This is a genomic window from Anoxybacillus sp. PDR2 (assembly GCF_009834045.1).
Taxonomy (GTDB): Bacteria; Bacillota; Bacilli; order Bacillales; family Anoxybacillaceae; genus Anoxybacteroides; species Anoxybacteroides rupiense.
This window is the reverse complement of sequence record NZ_CP047158.1, coordinates 3,701,828-3,717,799: the sequence shown is the minus strand read 5'-3', so window position 1 is coordinate 3,717,799 and position 15,972 is coordinate 3,701,828. Positions and strand designations below refer to the sequence as shown.

Below are 15,972 nucleotides of genomic sequence, written 5' to 3'. Positions count from 1 at the left end.
ACCAGTTGTAGACAAAATCCAAATGGACTTTGTCTACAACTTGGGATGACGTGCTTTCGCTTTATTCTAATTCGTAAATCCGCGCCTCATGAGGACGCATGTGCAAGGTATTCCCCGTCTCTTGCACGTCCTGATAATTGGTGAGCAAGAGCTGGCGGTTTGTAGCGGTTAAAGCTTTCGGCAGCTCGTAATGGTTGGCGTGGTCACAATGGTTAAGCACGACGAGAAGACGCTGTCCTTCCCATTCGCGCGTGTAAGCATAAATATACGGCTCGTTTTCGGTGTAGTCGCAGAAGGTGCCGTATACCATTTCAAGGCGCTCTTTTCGCAGTTGAATGAGCTTTCGATAATAATGATAGACTGAATTTGGATCGGCAAGGGCTTGTTTGACGTTAATAGTTTTATAGTTAGGATTGATTTTGATCCATGGCGTCCCTGTCGTAAAGCCTGCCTGTTCGCTGTCCTCCCATTGCATAGGTGTCCGCGAATTGTCGCGGCTTAACGGCTGCAAGCTTTCAAGCACCTCCTGCGGGTCGCGTCCTTTCGCGACTTCTTCCGCATATTTATTTTTCATCGCAATGTCGTTATAGTCTTCAATCGATGGGAAGCGGACGCCCGTCATGCCGATTTCTTCTCCTTGATATATGTATGGAATTCCCGGCAGTGTATGGAGCATGGTGGCAAGCAATTTTGCCGATTCCATGCGATACTCCTGATCATTTCCATAGCGCGTCACCTGTCGCGTATGATCATGGTTGTTTAAAAATTGCGAGTTCCAGCCTTTTCCCCATAATGCTTCGTACCAGCGTTTTTGAATTTGTTTAAAGCGGAGCGGATCCCAGCTTGGCATTTCATCGCATACTTCAAAATGGAACAGCGTATGCAATTCTTGCCGATCTTCTGCTACATATTTTAACCCCTCTTCCGGAGTGACAAAGGCGACTTCGCCAACGGTAAAAATGTCGTAATGACGAAACACTTTTTCGTTCATTTCCTTTAGGTAATCGTGCAGCCCCGGATGATTGGTCAAATAACGAATATCATTTGGGTTGGCGGCATCAGGAAATCCATCCGGTTTAGCGAGAAGAGCAATGGCATCTAAGCGAAATCCATCAATGCCTTTATCAAGCCAAAATCGCATCATTTCATAGATGGCTTCACGCACTTCAGGGTTTTTCCAATTTAAATCTGGCTGTTCAATCGCAAAGGAATGAAAATAGTACTGTCCTGTTGTTTCATCAAATTCCCAAGCGGATGGAGTGAAATAAGACCGCCAGTTATTTGGCTTGTCGCGCCAAATGTACCAGTCGCGCTTTGGATTGTCTTTGGATGAACGGGATTCTAAAAACCAAGGATGTTGGTCGGATGTATGGTTAACGACAAGATCCATAATGAGCTTCATGTCGCGCTTATGTACTTCATGGAGCAAGGTTTCCCATGTCTTCATGTTTCCGGCTTTATCCATGATTTGATAATAGTCGGAAATATCGTAGCCGTTATCTTTATCTGGTGATTGGTAGCATGGGTTAAGCCAAATCACATTAACGCCGAGATGCTGAATATAGTCCAGCTTTTCCATTAAACCTTGCAGATCGCCGTAACCATCGCCGTCGGAATCGTAAAAGCTTCGCCAGTAAACTTGATATACGACCGCTTCTTTCCACCATGTTTTTTTCACAGCTTTCGCTCCTCTCAAACTATCTTAGCTTGAAATGTTTTTATATATAGAATACCATTGAATCAACATGAGAAGAAAGATGGGAGTGAAAACGTTTTGGATGTTTCAGTAACAACGATTTTAACGAAAATGTCGGAACAGCTTCAAAAAGCTCGGTCGATACAAAATGAACAGCAGCTTCGCGAACATGTTGCCGCCCTTCGAGTTCTTTGCGATCTGATTTTAGAAGGAGAGCTTCAAGCGGCGCATGTTGCGGCTTCTTCATTTGAACCGCTAGTATTAGAAACAAAAACAGAGCGGATGGACATCGGGGATGATGCGAATGGGCCATCTTTGCTCGATTTTTAACATCATTCATCCAGAAATCCCCGCCTCTTAACGGAATGTAGAGGGAGGGTTTTTCTTTTGATGGTGAATGCGATATGATAAGAGTGGAACTTATATCAACGAGGGGAAGAAAAAGGATGAAGCTATTTGTCTTGCTGGGAGCTATCAATGGATTTTTAGCTGTCGCTTTGGGAGCATTTGGTGCACATGGACTAGAAGGAAAAATTCCCGAACGTTATTTAGAAATCTGGAAAACGGCTGTGCATTATCAGATGTTCCATGCTGCTGGTCTTTTTGTTGTCGCGCTTTTATTGGCCAAATGGCCCAACGCAGGATCGCTTCAAGCAGCGGGCTGGCTTATGTTCACAGGTATTGTCTTGTTTTCGGGAAGTTTGTATGTGTTAAGTTTAACACAAATCAAACCGCTTGGGGCGATTACGCCATTTGGGGGAGTGGCCTTTTTAATTGCGTGGGCGCTGATCGCTTACGCGGCCGTAAAATATTGAAAAAAACAGGTTGTAGACAAAGTCCTTTTGGATTTTGTCTACAACCATTTTAGGGGCTCTCCACTTATGATGGTTTTAATGAAGGCGTTTGTCAACAATCTGAAAAGGGCTGCCAAACGCAGCCCTTTTGCCTTATCATCGAGGAGAGTAGGAGCTTAATCCAGCGGCACTGCCTGCGTATGGATATTCATAGGCAATCTCTTCATCAAAAGTCACATAATTAAGGTAAATCATCGGAAGCAAATAGCGCTTTCCATTTTGCGGATCACTTAAAATTAAATGATCTCGTCCAGCTGCTTCGATCGTGCCCCGAAAAACTTTGGCGTTCCATTCCCGATTGTTTTCAAAGGTCATATAAACGGTAGCCATTTTCCCTTTGTTTAAACGTAAAATATTTTCAATATAAGACTCTTCGAGCGGCAGCATCCCGGCTACCGGCTGGCTGGCAGTTGTGGGAGTTTGGGCTGCGAACGAAGGGGTCTGCATTCCAAATCCAGCCATTGGCGCGGCAGCCGGTTGATATGGTACAGCTTGTTGAGAGTATGGATAAGTGGTTGGATAATAGCCTTGCGGATAAGCATATCCATAAGGATATGATGCATAACCTTGGCTTTGTTGACGATCTTCTTCATACGTCATCTCAAGACCCTCCTATGAAAAGTAGATTAATATACTCGCGGACAATTGCTTCGCGTTGGTGCAAAGAAGCAATGTGATTTATAACGGCCGACGTTTTGCTGATTAAACCATTGCGGTGGGCAGTCGCCTTCCGGTTTGAAAAACCAAAGTGAATTCGTAGCTGGATGATAACGCCAGCCGCGAATCACTTGGCGGGCTAGCTGAATATCGAGATCTCTCGCTGCTTGGTAAAAGTATCCTTTTTGTGTGGCTTCAAAGCCGCCAGGTCTTTGAAAGACCATTTGCCGGATTGTGCGCAACCCTCGAAAATCAAGACAATCGGCGATTACCCGATTGACACCGACGTTGCCAACCATCAACATTCCGAGCCGTCCTTCTCCTTCCGCTTCTGCCCGCATCAGTCTTGCCAGCAGTTTAACATCCTCTGTATTGGTAGCTACAACAGCCAATATTGTCACCTCATTCTGTCTTTGTTCTCGACAATAATAGGCTATTGTAAAAGGAGAAAATGGTGACAATGAAAGGAGACATTTTTATTTTTATAGTTATGGGCAAGGAGGCGATGATATGACAAAAAAATTCGGGATGTCTGTTTATTTTGACATCCCGAATGCATCAAGCCGGAACTTGGCATGCCACGCCCTTTGGCGCGACAGAGGCAAGTCCATGATGGGCCTTAGTTTGTACTATACATGAAAAAAGGAAGAGATTTTATCTTGCGGAAGTTGATTTCCAACAAAGAAGGAGCCGAAATCTCCATAGCGAGCGCTGACCTCATCAAAGCGCATTTCATAGACTAGCTTTTTAAATTGCAATGCATCATCTGAGAACAAGGTAACGCCCCACTCGTAATCATCAAATCCGACAGAGCCTGTAATGATTTGCACGACCTTGCCGGCATACTTGCGCCCTGTCATTCCGTGTGCTCGCATCAGGTTGCGGCGCTCTTCCATCGGAAGCATATACCAGTTGTCGTTTCCTTGGCGGCGCTTGTCCATTGGATAGAAGCAAATATGTTTGGTCTTTGGCAAAATTGGGAACAAACGGCGGCGAACCTCTGGATTTTCGTAAGGATCCCCTCCATTAGAAGGCAAATAATTGCTTAGTTCAACGACGGATACATACGAATAAGCCGGTACAAGATATTCTGCTAGCTTTGTTTTGTTGAATGCTGTTTCAATTTCATTTAGCTCTTCCATTGTCGGACGCAAAATCATGAACATGATATCAGCTTTTTGGCCGACTACTGTATAAATGGCATGGCTGCCTTCGTTATTGTTTTCTGTTTGCTGCCATTTTTCTGCTAATGATAAAAATTCATGGATGGCTTCCTGCCGCTCATCATCTGTGAGCGTTTTCCAAGCGGACCAATCCACTGAACGGAAATCATGGAGACAATACCAGCCCTCAAGCGTTTGTGCTGCTTCACTCATCATTTTCCACTCCTTATGTATAAATGATCTTTTGTTACTACTATACCATAGTTTGTCCCGGAAACGCTCGAAAAACAAATGGTCTTGTCCATGCCTGAATTATTTTAATAAAAAGACTATTGTTTGTAAGGGGTTACCTTGGTTGCTTTTCCATACAATAAGAGTATGCTAATAGATAAGGAAGTTTATTGAATTGAGGAGGATTATGTGTGAGTGATTTATTTTCTATTTTAAAACAAAAAGTAACAGGAAAAAATATATCGATTGTATTTCCAGAAGGAACAGATGAGCGGATTTTGACCGCTGTCAGCCGCTTAGCACGTGAACAGGTGCTGCGTCCCATATTAATCGGTAACAAGGCGGCCATTCAAAATCAAGCAGCTGAAATCGGAGTTGAGCTTGCACATATAGAGATAATAGACCCGGAAACATATGAAAAAATGGATGAGCTTGTTCAAGCATTTGTTGAACGCCGAAAAGGCAAAGTGTCTGAAGAAGATGCTCGCCGTATTTTGTTAGATGAAAATTACTTTGGAACGATGCTTGTATATACTAATCAGGCGCACGGCTTAGTTAGTGGTGCGGCGCACTCGACGGCTGATACAGTGAGACCAGCCTTGCAAATTATTAAAACAAAACCAGGCATTCGTAAAACATCAGGCGTGTTTATTATGGTGCGCGATGAGGAAAAGTATGTATTTGCGGATTGTGCCATTAATATTGCTCCAGACAGCCAGGATCTAGCGGAAATTGCGGTTGAGAGCGCTCATACGGCGCGCATGTTTGATATTGAACCGCGTATTGCGATGCTAAGCTTTTCAACAAAAGGATCGGCTAAATCACCAGAAACAGAAAAAGTGGTGGAGGCTGTTCGTCTTGCTAAGGAAATGGCGCCGCAGCTGACTATTGATGGCGAGTTTCAATTTGATGCGGCGTTTGTGCCGTCTGTCGCGAAAAAGAAAGCGCCTGATTCCGTGATTCAAGGCGATGCTAATGTCTTTATTTTCCCAAGCTTAGAAGCAGGAAATATCGGTTATAAAATTGCTCAGCGCCTGGGCCATTTTGAAGCAGTTGGTCCCATTTTACAGGGCTTGAATAAGCCTGTGAATGATTTATCGCGCGGCTGCAACGCGGAAGATGTGTATAAGCTTGCTCTGATTACCGCTGCTCAAGCGCTTCAATAAGAGCAGAGAGGTTTGACGGCGTCGTCAAACCTCTTTTTTATGATATAATGAATGTAAACTATGGCAGCAAGGAGATTGATTCATGGCAAATGAGCTGTTACAGCAGCCGAGATGGCGAATTATTGACCAATCACATTTAGGTCCAATCTTTGATGCAAAGCAATCATTTGCGATTGATGATACGCTCTGTACAATGGTGGGACAAGGGGTATCAGAAGCGGTTGTCCGTACATGGGTGCATCATGATACGATTGTATTGGGCATTCAAGATACGAAACTCCCGTATTTGCGTGAAGGGATTTCTTTTTTGCAGGAGCAAGGCTACCGCGTAATGGTTCGCAATTCAGGAGGGCTTGCCGTTGTGCTAGACGAAGGTGTGCTGAATATTTCGCTGATTTTCTCAGAAACGAAAAAAGCGATTGATATTAATCAAGGCTATGAAGCGATGTGGGCGCTGATTCAGCAAATGTTTGCTTCCTATGGAGCGATCATCGAAGCGAAAGAAATCGAAGGCTCTTATTGCCCAGGCAGCTACGATTTAAGCATTAACGGCAAAAAATTTGCCGGTATTTCGCAGCGGCGCGTGCGCGGGGGAGTGGCTGTGCAAATATATATATGCGTTCATGGAAGCGGTTCAGCTCGCGCGGAGCTCATTCGCCAATTTTATGAGCGCAGTTTGCAGGGAGCGCCAACAAAATTTATGTATCCGCGCATTGTTCCGGAAACGATGGCATCATTGTCTGAACTGCTGCATGTGCCGCTGACGATTTCAGATGTGATGCTTCGTTTGCTGGAAACGTTGCGCTCGTTTGGAGCAGAGCTATATTCTTCTGTCTTAACGCAAGAGGAATGGCCGCTATATGAACATCATTTGCAGCGGATGATCGAACGGAATGAAAAAACGCTGTCGCAATAAAAGAGCGGTGCTCTGAGAACGGATTGGACAGCGTCACGATCATCAAAATAGTAGAAACATCAGAGGCATAAAGCCATGGTCATATAGAGATAACGAAAAGATTCCACTTATATCCGATTCAAATATGTATTGTTCTATTTTTTTGGCCGTACCACCATCGAAATTGGCTTATTTGCAAATGAAAAATATGAATGAATCGAGCGGTATCTATATAATTTAACCATTTTTCACTATTTTTTGTCCATTGAAGCCTTTTCACTTTTCATTGATGGCGATTTTCAATCTGAGTATAGTAAATAAAAGGTGACCCTCGAAGGAATGCTTTCTCCTTATTGGGGTCACCTTTGTCATTATTCGGCGATTTTTTCTAAATTGCCGTTTTTGTCCATTTTGAATTTTAGCATTTGCCGCTCCTCTTCTTCTTGCAAAGTAATTTTTCGAGCGCGGTTCATAATGCGTAGCATCGTTTCGTATTCTTCACGAATGGTAGAAGATTCTTCTTCTAGTTTCGCAATTTTCGTTTCTAATTCGTCATTTTTAGCTGCCAGCTCTTCTTTTTCTTGCCGCAGCCGTTCATTTTCACTTTTAAGCGCCTCGGCATTGACGCTAGTCGATTGGAATGATTGCAAAAAGGCAATGACATGATCAAGTGTCATCGTTGTTTGCTCAGGAGAATGGGTGATTTCTGTTATTTCTCCCAATTCTTCAAGAGCAGGAACGGGTGGTGTATACAACAATTTTTTGCGAACAGCTTGATTTTTGCCAAGTAGCCGCTGTCGCTCTTTTCTTTGTTTTTTCGCCAGCTGCAACGCTGTTTCGTAGCGGCTGCGAACGACTGCGTTCCAGCGGAATCCGCAAGCGGCAGATGTGCGGTTAAGTTTGTCTCCTACTTCCTCAAAAGCATTGAGCTGCGTGCTTCCTTCGCGCACATGGCGCAATACGGTTTCCGCAAGCAGCAAATCATCTTCTTCTGTCCATGCATCTTGTCGTTGTTTCATAATTTCTCAACTTCCTTTCTTAATTATGATCGCTTTATGAAAAAAGACAGCTTTGCTTTTAGTAGGAAAGCAAGCTATATGAAGCATCCATGATCCGTATCTGGACGGGCTGCCAGCTGCGGGCAGCTAAATGGATTGGCGTCATGTCAGGCTGGGCTGTTGGTTAGTAGTAGCATAGACAAAAATAAGAAAGTCTATACAATTTTTTGAGTTTTTGTGAATAAAAAATTGCAAGTTTTACAAGAAAGATACAAGCTCAATGCCGCCTGAAGGTGATCTCTATATCGACAGAAGCCCATCGCTCTCCTTATAGATAGAGGTGATAAGGAAGGTAGGACATATCACCGATTCAAAAGCAGCATTCTATTTTTTTGGAGGAAAGCTGGTTACTCTTTTATGGCGGTTTTTCGAGCCAAGTCGATATCGCCGGTGGAAATAGCTGAACAACAGGATTGTTGTTGTTCATTTTTGGTCGATGGAGTTGATTGGAAAATCAATTTACAGTTATATAGCTTGCATTGTGGACGAAGAAGAGGTAGAATACTCGTTAGCGCAAAAACGTTGGAAAGGATGACGTTCAAAATGGCCAACGAGTTTCGGGTGTGCGATGATTGTCAAGCCACTAATTTAAAAACGTTGCTGCCTCGGCTGAAAAAATTGGATCCAAATGCAACGATTCAAATCGGCTGCCAGTCGTATTGTGGGCCTGGCCGCAAAAAATCGTTCGCTTTTGTCAATAATCGTCCGATCTCTGCCGCAAATGAAGATGAATTAATCGAAAAAATTATGCAAAAGCTCAAAAAAGCTTAAAAAATCGCCTTCATTTTTATGAAAGGTGATTTTTTGTTTCTATTTTTAGGAAATATTAATCATAAAAAATCAAGTATTTTTTTGCATGAGAAAACACCTTATAATAGATTCATGCTATGAATGGAAGAGGGGATTATATGTCATATCCCGGCGGTCAATTAAGTGAAGAGAAAGTCTTCAAAGACCCTGTTCATCGTTACATACATGTTCGCGATAAGATTATATGGGATTTAATAGGAACAAAAGAATTTCAACGATTGCGTCGCATTAAGCAGCTAGGCACCACTTACTTAACGTTTCATGGTGCGGAGCACAGCCGTTTTAACCACTCGCTTGGCGTCTATGAAATTATCCGCCGCATTATTGATGATGTGTTTGTCGGCAGGGAGCATTGGGATCATAGTGAACGGCTGCTTTGTTTATGTGCGGCGTTATTGCATGATTTAGGTCACGGTCCGTTTTCACACTCATTTGAAAAAGTATTCCACCTCGATCACGAAGATTTCACACAGGCGATTATTTTAGGAGACACGGAAGTTCATGCGGTTTTAAAAAGAATGGGGGATGACTTTCCACAGAAAGTGGCAGAGGTCATTGCCAAAACGTATCAAAATAAGCTTGTCGTCAGCTTAATTTCGAGCCAAATTGACGCTGATCGCATGGACTATTTGCTTCGCGATGCCTATTATACAGGCGTCAGCTATGGAAACTTCGATATGGAACGCATTTTGCGCGTCATGCGCCCGCGTGAAGATCAGGTCGTCATTAAGCGAAGCGGCATGCATGCAGTTGAAGACTACATTATGAGCCGCTATCAAATGTATTGGCAGGTCTATTTTCATCCCGTAACACGCAGTGCTGAAGTGATACTGACGAAAATTTTGCATCGGGCGAAAACTTTGCATGAAGAGGGCTATATGTTCCGAACGCATCCGCATCACTTCTATTCTCTTTTTACGGGGCAGGTGATGCTGCGTGATTACCTTAAACTGGATGAAGCGGTGATTCTGTACTACTTTCAACAATGGCAGGATGAGAAAGATGAGATTTTGCGGGATTTATGCCGCCGCTTTGTTCATCGCCGTTTATTTAAATATGTGGAATTTAGTCCGACCAATGAGCAAATGAAGAAGCTGATGGAGCTGACCGCTTTATTTAAAAAGGCGGGGATTGATCCAGACTATTATTTGGTGGTTGATTCCTCATCTGATCTTCCATACGACTTTTACCGTCCCGGGGAAGAAGGGGAACGGTTGCCGATCTATTTGTTAATGCCAAACGGCGAACTTCGTGAGCTGTCAAGGGAATCGGTGCTTGTGGATGCGATTTCTGGCAAGCGCAGAACCGATCATAAATTGTATTTTCCGGACGATTTTCTGCAGGATTTTTCGACAAAACGTACGACAAAGAAAAAGATTCTTGAAATACTTGAGGGTTAGGAGATGACAAGGGGTGTTAACAGAACACGCAAAGATTGTAAAGGCATTTGCGGCGGCTGGGGAAATTGTAGGGCGAAAAAAGCTCCAAAAAATGATTTATATTGCCAAGAAATTAAATTTCCCTTTTTATGAGAAGTTTGACTTTCATTTTTATGGGCCATATTCAGAGGAATTGACATGGCGCATTGAAGAACTTTGCAATCTCGGTTTTTTAAACGAAGTAAAAGAGAAAAAAGGAGGCTATTTCCAATATCGCTATACGCTGACGGAAGCGGGAGCGGATTTTTTAAAGCATTATGATATTCATATGCCGCATTTAACAGAATGCCTCCAAGATATGAATGAACAAAATTCACGATTTCTTGAGCTTGTGTCTACCATCCTTTATTTTGACAATTTCAGCAAGGATGCAGTAAAAGAAAAAGTGTTTTTGGTAAAGAGCAAGCAGCGTTATACAGAAGAAGAGATTGAGCAGGCTTATCGATATATTGAGCAATTGCGTCATAAAACAGAAGCTCCTGTTTGAGGGTTTACAGATGGTGGACAAAGTCAACATGGACTTTGCCTACACCTTTTTACATCAGACTGGCTTGAAAACGCTTGGCAGACAAGGAACGCAGCCGAGTGAGGACGCGAATGGAACAAGAGATGGTCATGAGCGGACGACCGGGGTCCGTGACGCAGGATAAAAGCGTTTGTTAACGGTTTGAGAAGCCCCTCTGAGCTGAGGGGCTTCTTTTTAATGGGGCAAAAATGCGAGCTGGTAGAAAAACAGCACGGCGAAAATATAGACGAGCGGATGGACCTCCCGCCACTTCCCGCGTGTTACCTTTAGCAGCGGATACGAGATAAAGCCTAGCGCGATCCCTGTGGCAATGCTCGATGTGAGCGGCATACTCAGGATAATGAGAAACGCCGGGAACGCCTCATCTAATTCATCCCACTGAATGCGAGCAATGCTTCCCATCATTAAACTGCCCACGATAATAAGGGAAGGAGCCGTAATGGCTGAAATTCCAGAGACAGCGCTGACTAGGGGTGCAAAAAAGGCGGATAGGACAAATAAAATGGCAACCGTCAAAGCTGTCAATCCCGTGCGTCCGCCTGCTGCTACTCCGGCAGATGATTCAATATAAGCGGATGTTGGGCTGGTACCAAAGATGGCGCCGACAGTTGTCGCGACAGAATCAGCCAACAGGGCTTGACGAGCGCGCGGCATGGTTTTTCCTTTCATTAAACCAGCTTGCTGCGCTACGCCGATCATTGTGCCAGTTGTATCAAAAATCGTCACAAGCAAAAAGGAAAAAACAACCGCATATAAACCATATTGCACAACATCGCCAATGGCAGTGAAAGGGTTAGCGATGATGAGTCCTTTAGCAAGCGAAGGCATCGCAGCAATCCCCTGATCAAATTTGAGCTGTCCCGTAAAATAAGCGACAGCACCCGTGATGATCATGCCAATGAAAAGCGCCCCGTTGACGCGAAGCGACATTAAAATAAGGGTAACAGCTAAACCAATAAGCGTCAGCCAAGCAGAAGGGGCGTGTAAATCACCCAGCGCCACTAAATTTTGTGGGTGCGCCTTAATGATTCCTGTTAAGCGCAAGCCAATAAAAGCAATAAATAGGCCGATTCCAGCCGTAATGCCATGCTTTAAGCTTTCAGGAATCGCTTCAATGAGCTTGTGGCGTAACGGCGTTAGCGATAAGATAACAAACAAGATTCCTGCTACAAAGACAGAGGAAAACGCGACTTCGTAGGAGATGTTCCCATGCGATCCGACAACGGAATATGTAAAATAGGCGTTCAGGCCCATGCCTGGCGCGATCGCGATAGGATAATTAGCGAAAAGCGACATCCATAGCGTTCCGACCACAGTGGCAATGATCGTTGCCATAAATACTTGTTGAAATGGTACGCCGGCATCTGATAAAATGACCGGATTGACAACAACGATATAGACCATCGTTAAAAATGTCGTGAGCCCAGCGATGATTTCTGTTTTTATATTTGTGCGATATTCCGATAGCTTAAACATAGGCACCTCCAAAAATACGAACGTTTTATCAAACATATATTATATTATTCGTTTTTTATGGGATGTGCAATAAAAAAATAAGGAAGCCGGTCATAGGGCCTCCTCCAATCGCTATGTACGTTTATTCGTCGCTAAGACGCTTGCCGCCGATAGCGTAATGGTTTTTTGACATTTCTTCAATAAACACAACGATTTTTTCTTTTGGCGCTCCTGTCGTTTCGGCGACCGCTTCTGTCACCTTTTCGACAAGCGCTTTTTTCTGTGCTTCGGTGCGGCCTTCAAGCATTTTTACCGTTACATAAGGCATGATTGCCCGCCTCCTTTTTAAGAAAATCACTTTTATTATAGCATCAGCTAGGGAGTGCATGTGCACTTTTTGTGAGGAATCATGTATACTTAATTTTAGTAAATATTATAGAAAAAAGGAGAAAAGTCAACGTGGACATTTTGCCATACTCGCTCGGTGAAATCCCTTATGTGCTGATGGCGCTGGCCATTGCTTTTTCAGTTCATGAATTTGCCCATGCTTATGTCGCCTATAAATTTGGCGACCCGACGGCAAAAAATCAAGGAAGGATGACGCTGTCGCCGTTAGCTCATTTAGATTTGCTGGGGACGCTACTTATTTTTCTTGCCGGTTTCGGTTGGGCGCGCCCTGTGCCTGTTAATCGGCATCATTTTAAAAATCCGCGTTTAGCCGGCATCCTTGTCTCCATTGCGGGACCGATCAGCAACTTATTGCTGACGGCAATAGGATTTCTTGTTTGGTACAGCATGATTCGCTTTGGAGTCATGACGATGATTCCTGACTGGTTTGCCGCGGGATTCGATTTATTTTTCCAAATCTTCATCAGTTTAAATGCGTTGTTATTCGTGTTTAATTTGTTGCCGTTTCCTCCATTGGATGGATACCGGATTATTGAGGATCTTGCGCCTCGCCATGTGCGGGCGAAAATGACGCAATGGGAAAACTACGGCGCGCTTATCTTTCTGATCCTCGTGTTGACGCCGCTTGATCGATATACGATCCATCCGATTTTTAATATAGCGGTTCCTTTTGTGTTGCAGCAGATGCAATCATGGTTTTCATCCATTATTTTTTAAAGGGGTGTTTACATGGAGCAAAAAAAGAAAAACATCGGTTTTAATATTATTAAAAGTGATCCGACAGCTGGGCATGGCGGATTTGGAGCAGGAGCGCTAAGCTTGGACAACGTATCGCCTGTCATTATCGATGTGGAAGCTGGCGAAGCGTTTGTTGATATTGGGGCGATGCATGCTCGAAGCGTAGTGGAAAAAGGAATTAAATTTACGCCTAACCGCGATGAAGTACCGAATGGAAAACCTTATTGGCTTGTGTGGGTGACGATTGATCGAGCAGCCGAGGGGCCTTATTATGCAGGGGTCACTGCGTGTGAAATGACAGTGGATCGCCAAGCGCGTCGCGGATACAAGGTGCTTCCGGATCATGTCAATAAGCTTGATAAATCGCTGAAGCGACTCATTCTTATCGACCATATGGACGAACGATCGAAGCGAGTGCTGGCTGACTTTTTAAAGCAGCATGATCGCGGGATGTGGGATCGCTCTAGCGATGAATTGAAGAATGGATTGGAATTTAAGTAATATTTATCCATATATATGGCTTTTTTGTGAACGTATGTAGGCGAGTACTTGAGCTTTTTTTGGAAAAAGAGTAAACTAAATCTACATGCATAACACAATAAAACTAGGACAGGAAAACCCTCAAGCAAATGTCGCTTGAGGGTTTTCTTTTTGCTTAAAACCATTTGAATAGCTTATCAAACCAGTTCGGTTCATTTTCTTCTTTGTGATGAGGTGCCTTTTTCTTTTTCTTATCAAGGTGTTCCGTGCAATATTCAGTCGGTTCTGTTCCAGCCACATAATACGTGAGCCGTTTTATAGGGCATGCTTTTGTGGCTAATTTTCCGTTATCGGGATTGATATATACTCCGACGACTCCTTTTGTTGGTTTAAATGATTGAACCGGTTCATTTTTTAAGCTGTTTTCCATAAATTTGACCCAAATCTTTTTAGCGTATTGTTTTTCTGCCAGCTTCGTAATTTTTTCTCCGCGATCGTATCCTGTCCATACACCAGCTACCAGCTGCGGCGCATAGCCGATCATCCAGCTGTCTGTTTCGGTTGTTCCGGATTTTCCTGCGTATGGACGAGTAATATCATGAAGAACGGCTTGCCCAGTGACGGTCGTGTAATCGTTAAGCTTTGGATCGAACATGCCTGTCATCAGCTGAGTCGTTACATAAGCCGCATCGCGGTTAAGAATTTGCTTTGATTCTGCGTTGTATTCGTAGATCGTTTCTCCTTTATGGTTGACAACTTTCGTTATAAATACAGGCTCGACCTTCTTTCCATTATTATCTAATATACTGTAGGCATTGACCATTTCAATCACTCTTACTGGCGATGTTCCCAGCGCCAGTGACGGCACTTGCTTTAATGAACTGGTAATACCCAGCTTTTTGGCGGTTTGCACAAGCTTGTCTTCGCCAATAAATAGATGGGTTTTTACAGCAAAGACATTATCAGAAAGAGCGATGGCTTGCGCTAGTGTGATGGTATCATTAGCGTAATAATTATTATAATTATGCGGCGTATAAGTGGCCTTGCCATCGTCAAATGTAAAGGTGGTTAATTCGCTGCGCATTTCTGTTGATGGCGTAAAGCCTTGGCGGATCGCTGCATAATAAAGGAACGGCTTAAATGTTGAACCTGGCTGCCGTTCGGCTTGAACCGCTCGGTTATAAGGACTTTTATTGTAATCTCTTCCGCCGACAAGTGCTTTGACCTCGCCAGTATGAGGATCCATCGCTACAAATGCCACTTGAATCGCTGATGCTGGATCGATCGTGTCGCGAATTTGCTGTTCAGCAATGGTCTGCATCTTCGGATCTAAAGAAGTATAGACGCGCAAACCACCCATTTCAATGGTTTGTTCATCAATTCCTAATTTGTTACGCAATACATCCTTTACTACATCTTGAAAATAAGGAGCGATTTGCTTTTTTGTGACTTCGTGATTTCGCGAATAGACAAGCGGCGCTTTATATGCTGCTGCCGCCTCTTTTTTCGTAATATATCCGCTTTCAACCATGGATTGCAGCACAATTTTCTGTCTCGACTTGGCTCGTTGCTCGTTATTGAACGGCGAGTAGTAGGAGGGGCCTTTCGGAATGCCGGCTAACATGCTGGCCTCGCTTAGTGTGAGTTGTTTAGCTGATTTTCCAAAATAATAATTAGCGGCCGCTTCAATTCCATAAACGCCGTGTCCGTAATAGATTGTATTTAAATATCCTTCTAAAATTTCCTGTTTACTATAGTTTACTTCTAAGCGAATGGTATATAATGCCTCTTGCAATTTTCTCATCCATGTTTTATCTAAGGTTAAAAATAAGTTCCGGGCATATTGCTGTGTGATCGTGCTGGCTCCTTGCACTTTACTCATGGCTTTTATATCAGCAATGACGGCAGCGGCGATCCGCTTGGTATCAAAGCCGTGATGCTCAAAAAAACTTCGATCCTCCACGGCGACGGTGGCTTGAATAACAGACGGAGAGATATCGCGCAGGTTCACCCAGTAACGCGTTTGTCCGTTATCGCTTTCCCCGATTTTTGTGCCGTCATCAGCATAAAAAATCGTCGTTTGCGGTACAGCCAAGGGAGGCGCTCCTTCAATTTTCGCCAGCGCAATGACCCCTGCTAGGCAGAGGGTGAATAAGATTGCTAGGATAAGGGTTATAAATATAAATGCACGAATGTATTTGACTGTTCCGCGGAACCGGCTGCTTGGGATGATTTCCAATGTTCATCACCTCATCGATGTTATTGATATTAGTATGAAAAAATTTTTCCCATTTTAAACATTTTTCTAGCAATTTTCACTTGAAATTTTGCTAGATTGCTCTATACTTTTTCATGTTTGGTTTTTTTGTGTGAGGAAATAATCATTGTATATGAAT

18 protein-coding genes are annotated in these 15,972 nt (G+C 43.6%); 10 read left to right on the top strand and 8 right to left on the bottom strand.

Annotation, left to right across the window (positions count from 1 at the left end; all coding sequences use genetic code 11):
- Positions 1-61 precede the first annotated feature (61 nt).
- A complete protein-coding gene (locus GRQ40_RS17915) occupies positions 62-1,678 on the bottom strand; it encodes a glycoside hydrolase family 13 protein (RefSeq protein WP_159720651.1) in 1,617 nt (538 codons plus the stop codon).
- Between the two features lie 96 nt (positions 1,679-1,774).
- Between GRQ40_RS17915 and GRQ40_RS17910 the strand changes: the two genes are divergently transcribed.
- A complete protein-coding gene (locus GRQ40_RS17910; RefSeq protein WP_236546369.1) occupies positions 1,775-2,026 on the top strand; it encodes a YwdI family protein in 252 nt (83 codons plus the stop codon).
- Positions 2,027-2,142: 116 nt separating this feature from the next.
- Entirely contained in the window at positions 2,143-2,511 is a 369-nt protein-coding gene (locus GRQ40_RS17905; protein WP_066150701.1) for a DUF423 domain-containing protein, read from the top strand.
- 135 nt (positions 2,512-2,646) lie between these two features.
- On the opposite strand, the gene gerQ is transcribed toward GRQ40_RS17905, so the two are convergent.
- The 3 genes from gerQ to hemQ form a co-directional block, all read right to left on the bottom strand.
- A complete protein-coding gene (gerQ, locus tag GRQ40_RS17900) occupies positions 2,647-3,150 on the bottom strand; it encodes a spore coat protein GerQ (RefSeq protein WP_066150698.1) in 504 nt (167 codons plus the stop codon).
- A 26-nt stretch (positions 3,151-3,176) separates the two neighbouring features.
- A complete protein-coding gene (locus GRQ40_RS17895) occupies positions 3,177-3,599 on the bottom strand; it encodes a cell wall hydrolase (protein ID WP_044741496.1) in 423 nt (140 codons plus the stop codon).
- Between the two features lie 237 nt (positions 3,600-3,836).
- On the bottom strand, positions 3,837-4,583 hold the full coding sequence (gene hemQ, locus GRQ40_RS17890) for a hydrogen peroxide-dependent heme synthase (RefSeq protein WP_044741497.1): 747 nt from the start codon (positions 4,581-4,583) through the stop codon (positions 3,837-3,839).
- 209 nt (positions 4,584-4,792) lie between these two features.
- Between hemQ and pta the strand changes: the two genes are divergently transcribed.
- On the top strand, positions 4,793-5,767 hold the full coding sequence (pta, locus tag GRQ40_RS17885) for a phosphate acetyltransferase (protein ID WP_080862190.1): 975 nt from the start codon (positions 4,793-4,795) through the stop codon (positions 5,765-5,767).
- Between the two features lie 82 nt (positions 5,768-5,849).
- Positions 5,850-6,683: an octanoyl-[GcvH]:protein N-octanoyltransferase gene (locus GRQ40_RS17880; RefSeq protein ID WP_159720650.1), complete on the top strand. Its 834-nt coding sequence runs from the start codon at positions 5,850-5,852 to the stop codon at positions 6,681-6,683.
- A 350-nt stretch (positions 6,684-7,033) separates the two neighbouring features.
- Here the strand turns inward: GRQ40_RS17880 and GRQ40_RS17875 are convergent, their stop codons facing one another.
- Positions 7,034-7,681, bottom strand: a complete 648-nt coding sequence (locus tag GRQ40_RS17875) for an RsfA family transcriptional regulator (RefSeq protein ID WP_044741500.1) — start codon at positions 7,679-7,681, stop codon at positions 7,034-7,036.
- Positions 7,682-8,263: 582 nt separating this feature from the next.
- Between GRQ40_RS17875 and GRQ40_RS17870 the strand changes: the two genes are divergently transcribed.
- The 4 genes from GRQ40_RS17870 to GRQ40_RS17855 all read left to right on the top strand — a co-directional run bounded on the left by GRQ40_RS17870 (position 8,264) and on the right by GRQ40_RS17855 (position 10,619).
- Positions 8,264-8,491 (top strand): YuzB family protein, encoded by a 228-nt coding sequence (locus tag GRQ40_RS17870; RefSeq protein WP_044741501.1) that lies wholly within the window; start codon positions 8,264-8,266, stop codon positions 8,489-8,491.
- A gap of 137 nt (positions 8,492-8,628) precedes the next feature.
- Positions 8,629-9,930 carry an HD domain-containing protein gene (locus GRQ40_RS17865; protein ID WP_159720648.1) on the top strand — a complete coding sequence of 434 codons (1,302 nt, stop codon included), beginning with the start codon at positions 8,629-8,631 and terminating at the stop codon, positions 9,928-9,930.
- Positions 9,931-9,943: 13 nt separating this feature from the next.
- Complete coding sequence (locus GRQ40_RS17860; RefSeq protein ID WP_044741503.1) at positions 9,944-10,456, top strand: YwgA family protein; 513 nt, start codon at positions 9,944-9,946, stop codon at positions 10,454-10,456.
- Between the two features lie 10 nt (positions 10,457-10,466).
- Positions 10,467-10,619, top strand: coding sequence for a hypothetical protein (locus tag GRQ40_RS17855; protein WP_156487537.1), 153 nt, complete (start codon positions 10,467-10,469; stop codon positions 10,617-10,619).
- A 50-nt stretch (positions 10,620-10,669) separates the two neighbouring features.
- Here GRQ40_RS17855 and GRQ40_RS17850 read toward each other — a convergent pair whose 3' ends face one another.
- Positions 10,670-11,971, bottom strand: a complete 1,302-nt coding sequence (locus GRQ40_RS17850; protein ID WP_159720646.1) for an NCS2 family permease — start codon at positions 11,969-11,971, stop codon at positions 10,670-10,672.
- 121 nt (positions 11,972-12,092) lie between these two features.
- Positions 12,093-12,344, bottom strand: coding sequence for a 2-hydroxymuconate tautomerase (locus GRQ40_RS17845; RefSeq protein WP_255357518.1), 252 nt, complete (start codon positions 12,342-12,344; stop codon positions 12,093-12,095).
- A gap of 110 nt (positions 12,345-12,454) precedes the next feature.
- On the opposite strand from GRQ40_RS17845, the gene GRQ40_RS17840 reads away from it, so the two are divergent.
- Both GRQ40_RS17840 and GRQ40_RS17835 read left to right on the top strand, forming a co-directional pair.
- Positions 12,455-13,075 carry a site-2 protease family protein gene (locus tag GRQ40_RS17840; protein WP_082741721.1) on the top strand — a complete coding sequence of 207 codons (621 nt, stop codon included), beginning with the start codon at positions 12,455-12,457 and terminating at the stop codon, positions 13,073-13,075.
- A 12-nt stretch (positions 13,076-13,087) separates the two neighbouring features.
- Entirely contained in the window at positions 13,088-13,597 is a 510-nt protein-coding gene (locus tag GRQ40_RS17835) for a YwhD family protein (RefSeq protein ID WP_044741507.1), read from the top strand.
- Positions 13,598-13,751: 154 nt separating this feature from the next.
- On the opposite strand, the gene GRQ40_RS17830 is transcribed toward GRQ40_RS17835, so the two are convergent.
- A complete protein-coding gene (locus GRQ40_RS17830) occupies positions 13,752-15,815 on the bottom strand; it encodes a transglycosylase domain-containing protein (RefSeq protein ID WP_044741508.1) in 2,064 nt (687 codons plus the stop codon).
- Positions 15,816-15,972: the final 157 nt, after the last annotated feature.

Bases quoted from the DNA above. Each gene is read 5' to 3' on its own strand.
- GRQ40_RS17835 (WP_044741507.1), top strand. From the start codon at position 13,088: ATGGAGCAAAAAAAGAAAAACATCGGTTTTAATATTATTAAAAGTGAT.
- GRQ40_RS17855 (WP_156487537.1), top strand. From the start codon at position 10,467: ATGGTGGACAAAGTCAACATGGACTTTGCCTACACCTTTTTACATCAG.
- GRQ40_RS17880 (WP_159720650.1), top strand. From the start codon at position 5,850: ATGGCAAATGAGCTGTTACAGCAGCCGAGATGGCGAATTATTGACCAA.
- GRQ40_RS17840 (WP_082741721.1), top strand. From the start codon at position 12,455: ATGGCGCTGGCCATTGCTTTTTCAGTTCATGAATTTGCCCATGCTTAT.
- hemQ (WP_044741497.1), bottom strand. From the start codon at position 4,583: ATGAGTGAAGCAGCACAAACGCTTGAGGGCTGGTATTGTCTCCATGAT.
- GRQ40_RS17850 (WP_159720646.1), bottom strand. From the start codon at position 11,971: ATGTTTAAGCTATCGGAATATCGCACAAATATAAAAACAGAAATCATC.
- GRQ40_RS17870 (WP_044741501.1), top strand. From the start codon at position 8,264: ATGGCCAACGAGTTTCGGGTGTGCGATGATTGTCAAGCCACTAATTTA.
- GRQ40_RS17875 (WP_044741500.1), bottom strand. From the start codon at position 7,681: ATGAAACAACGACAAGATGCATGGACAGAAGAAGATGATTTGCTGCTT.
- GRQ40_RS17905 (WP_066150701.1), top strand. From the start codon at position 2,143: ATGAAGCTATTTGTCTTGCTGGGAGCTATCAATGGATTTTTAGCTGTC.
- GRQ40_RS17865 (WP_159720648.1), top strand. From the start codon at position 8,629: ATGTCATATCCCGGCGGTCAATTAAGTGAAGAGAAAGTCTTCAAAGAC.
- gerQ (WP_066150698.1), bottom strand. From the start codon at position 3,150: ATGACGTATGAAGAAGATCGTCAACAAAGCCAAGGTTATGCATCATAT.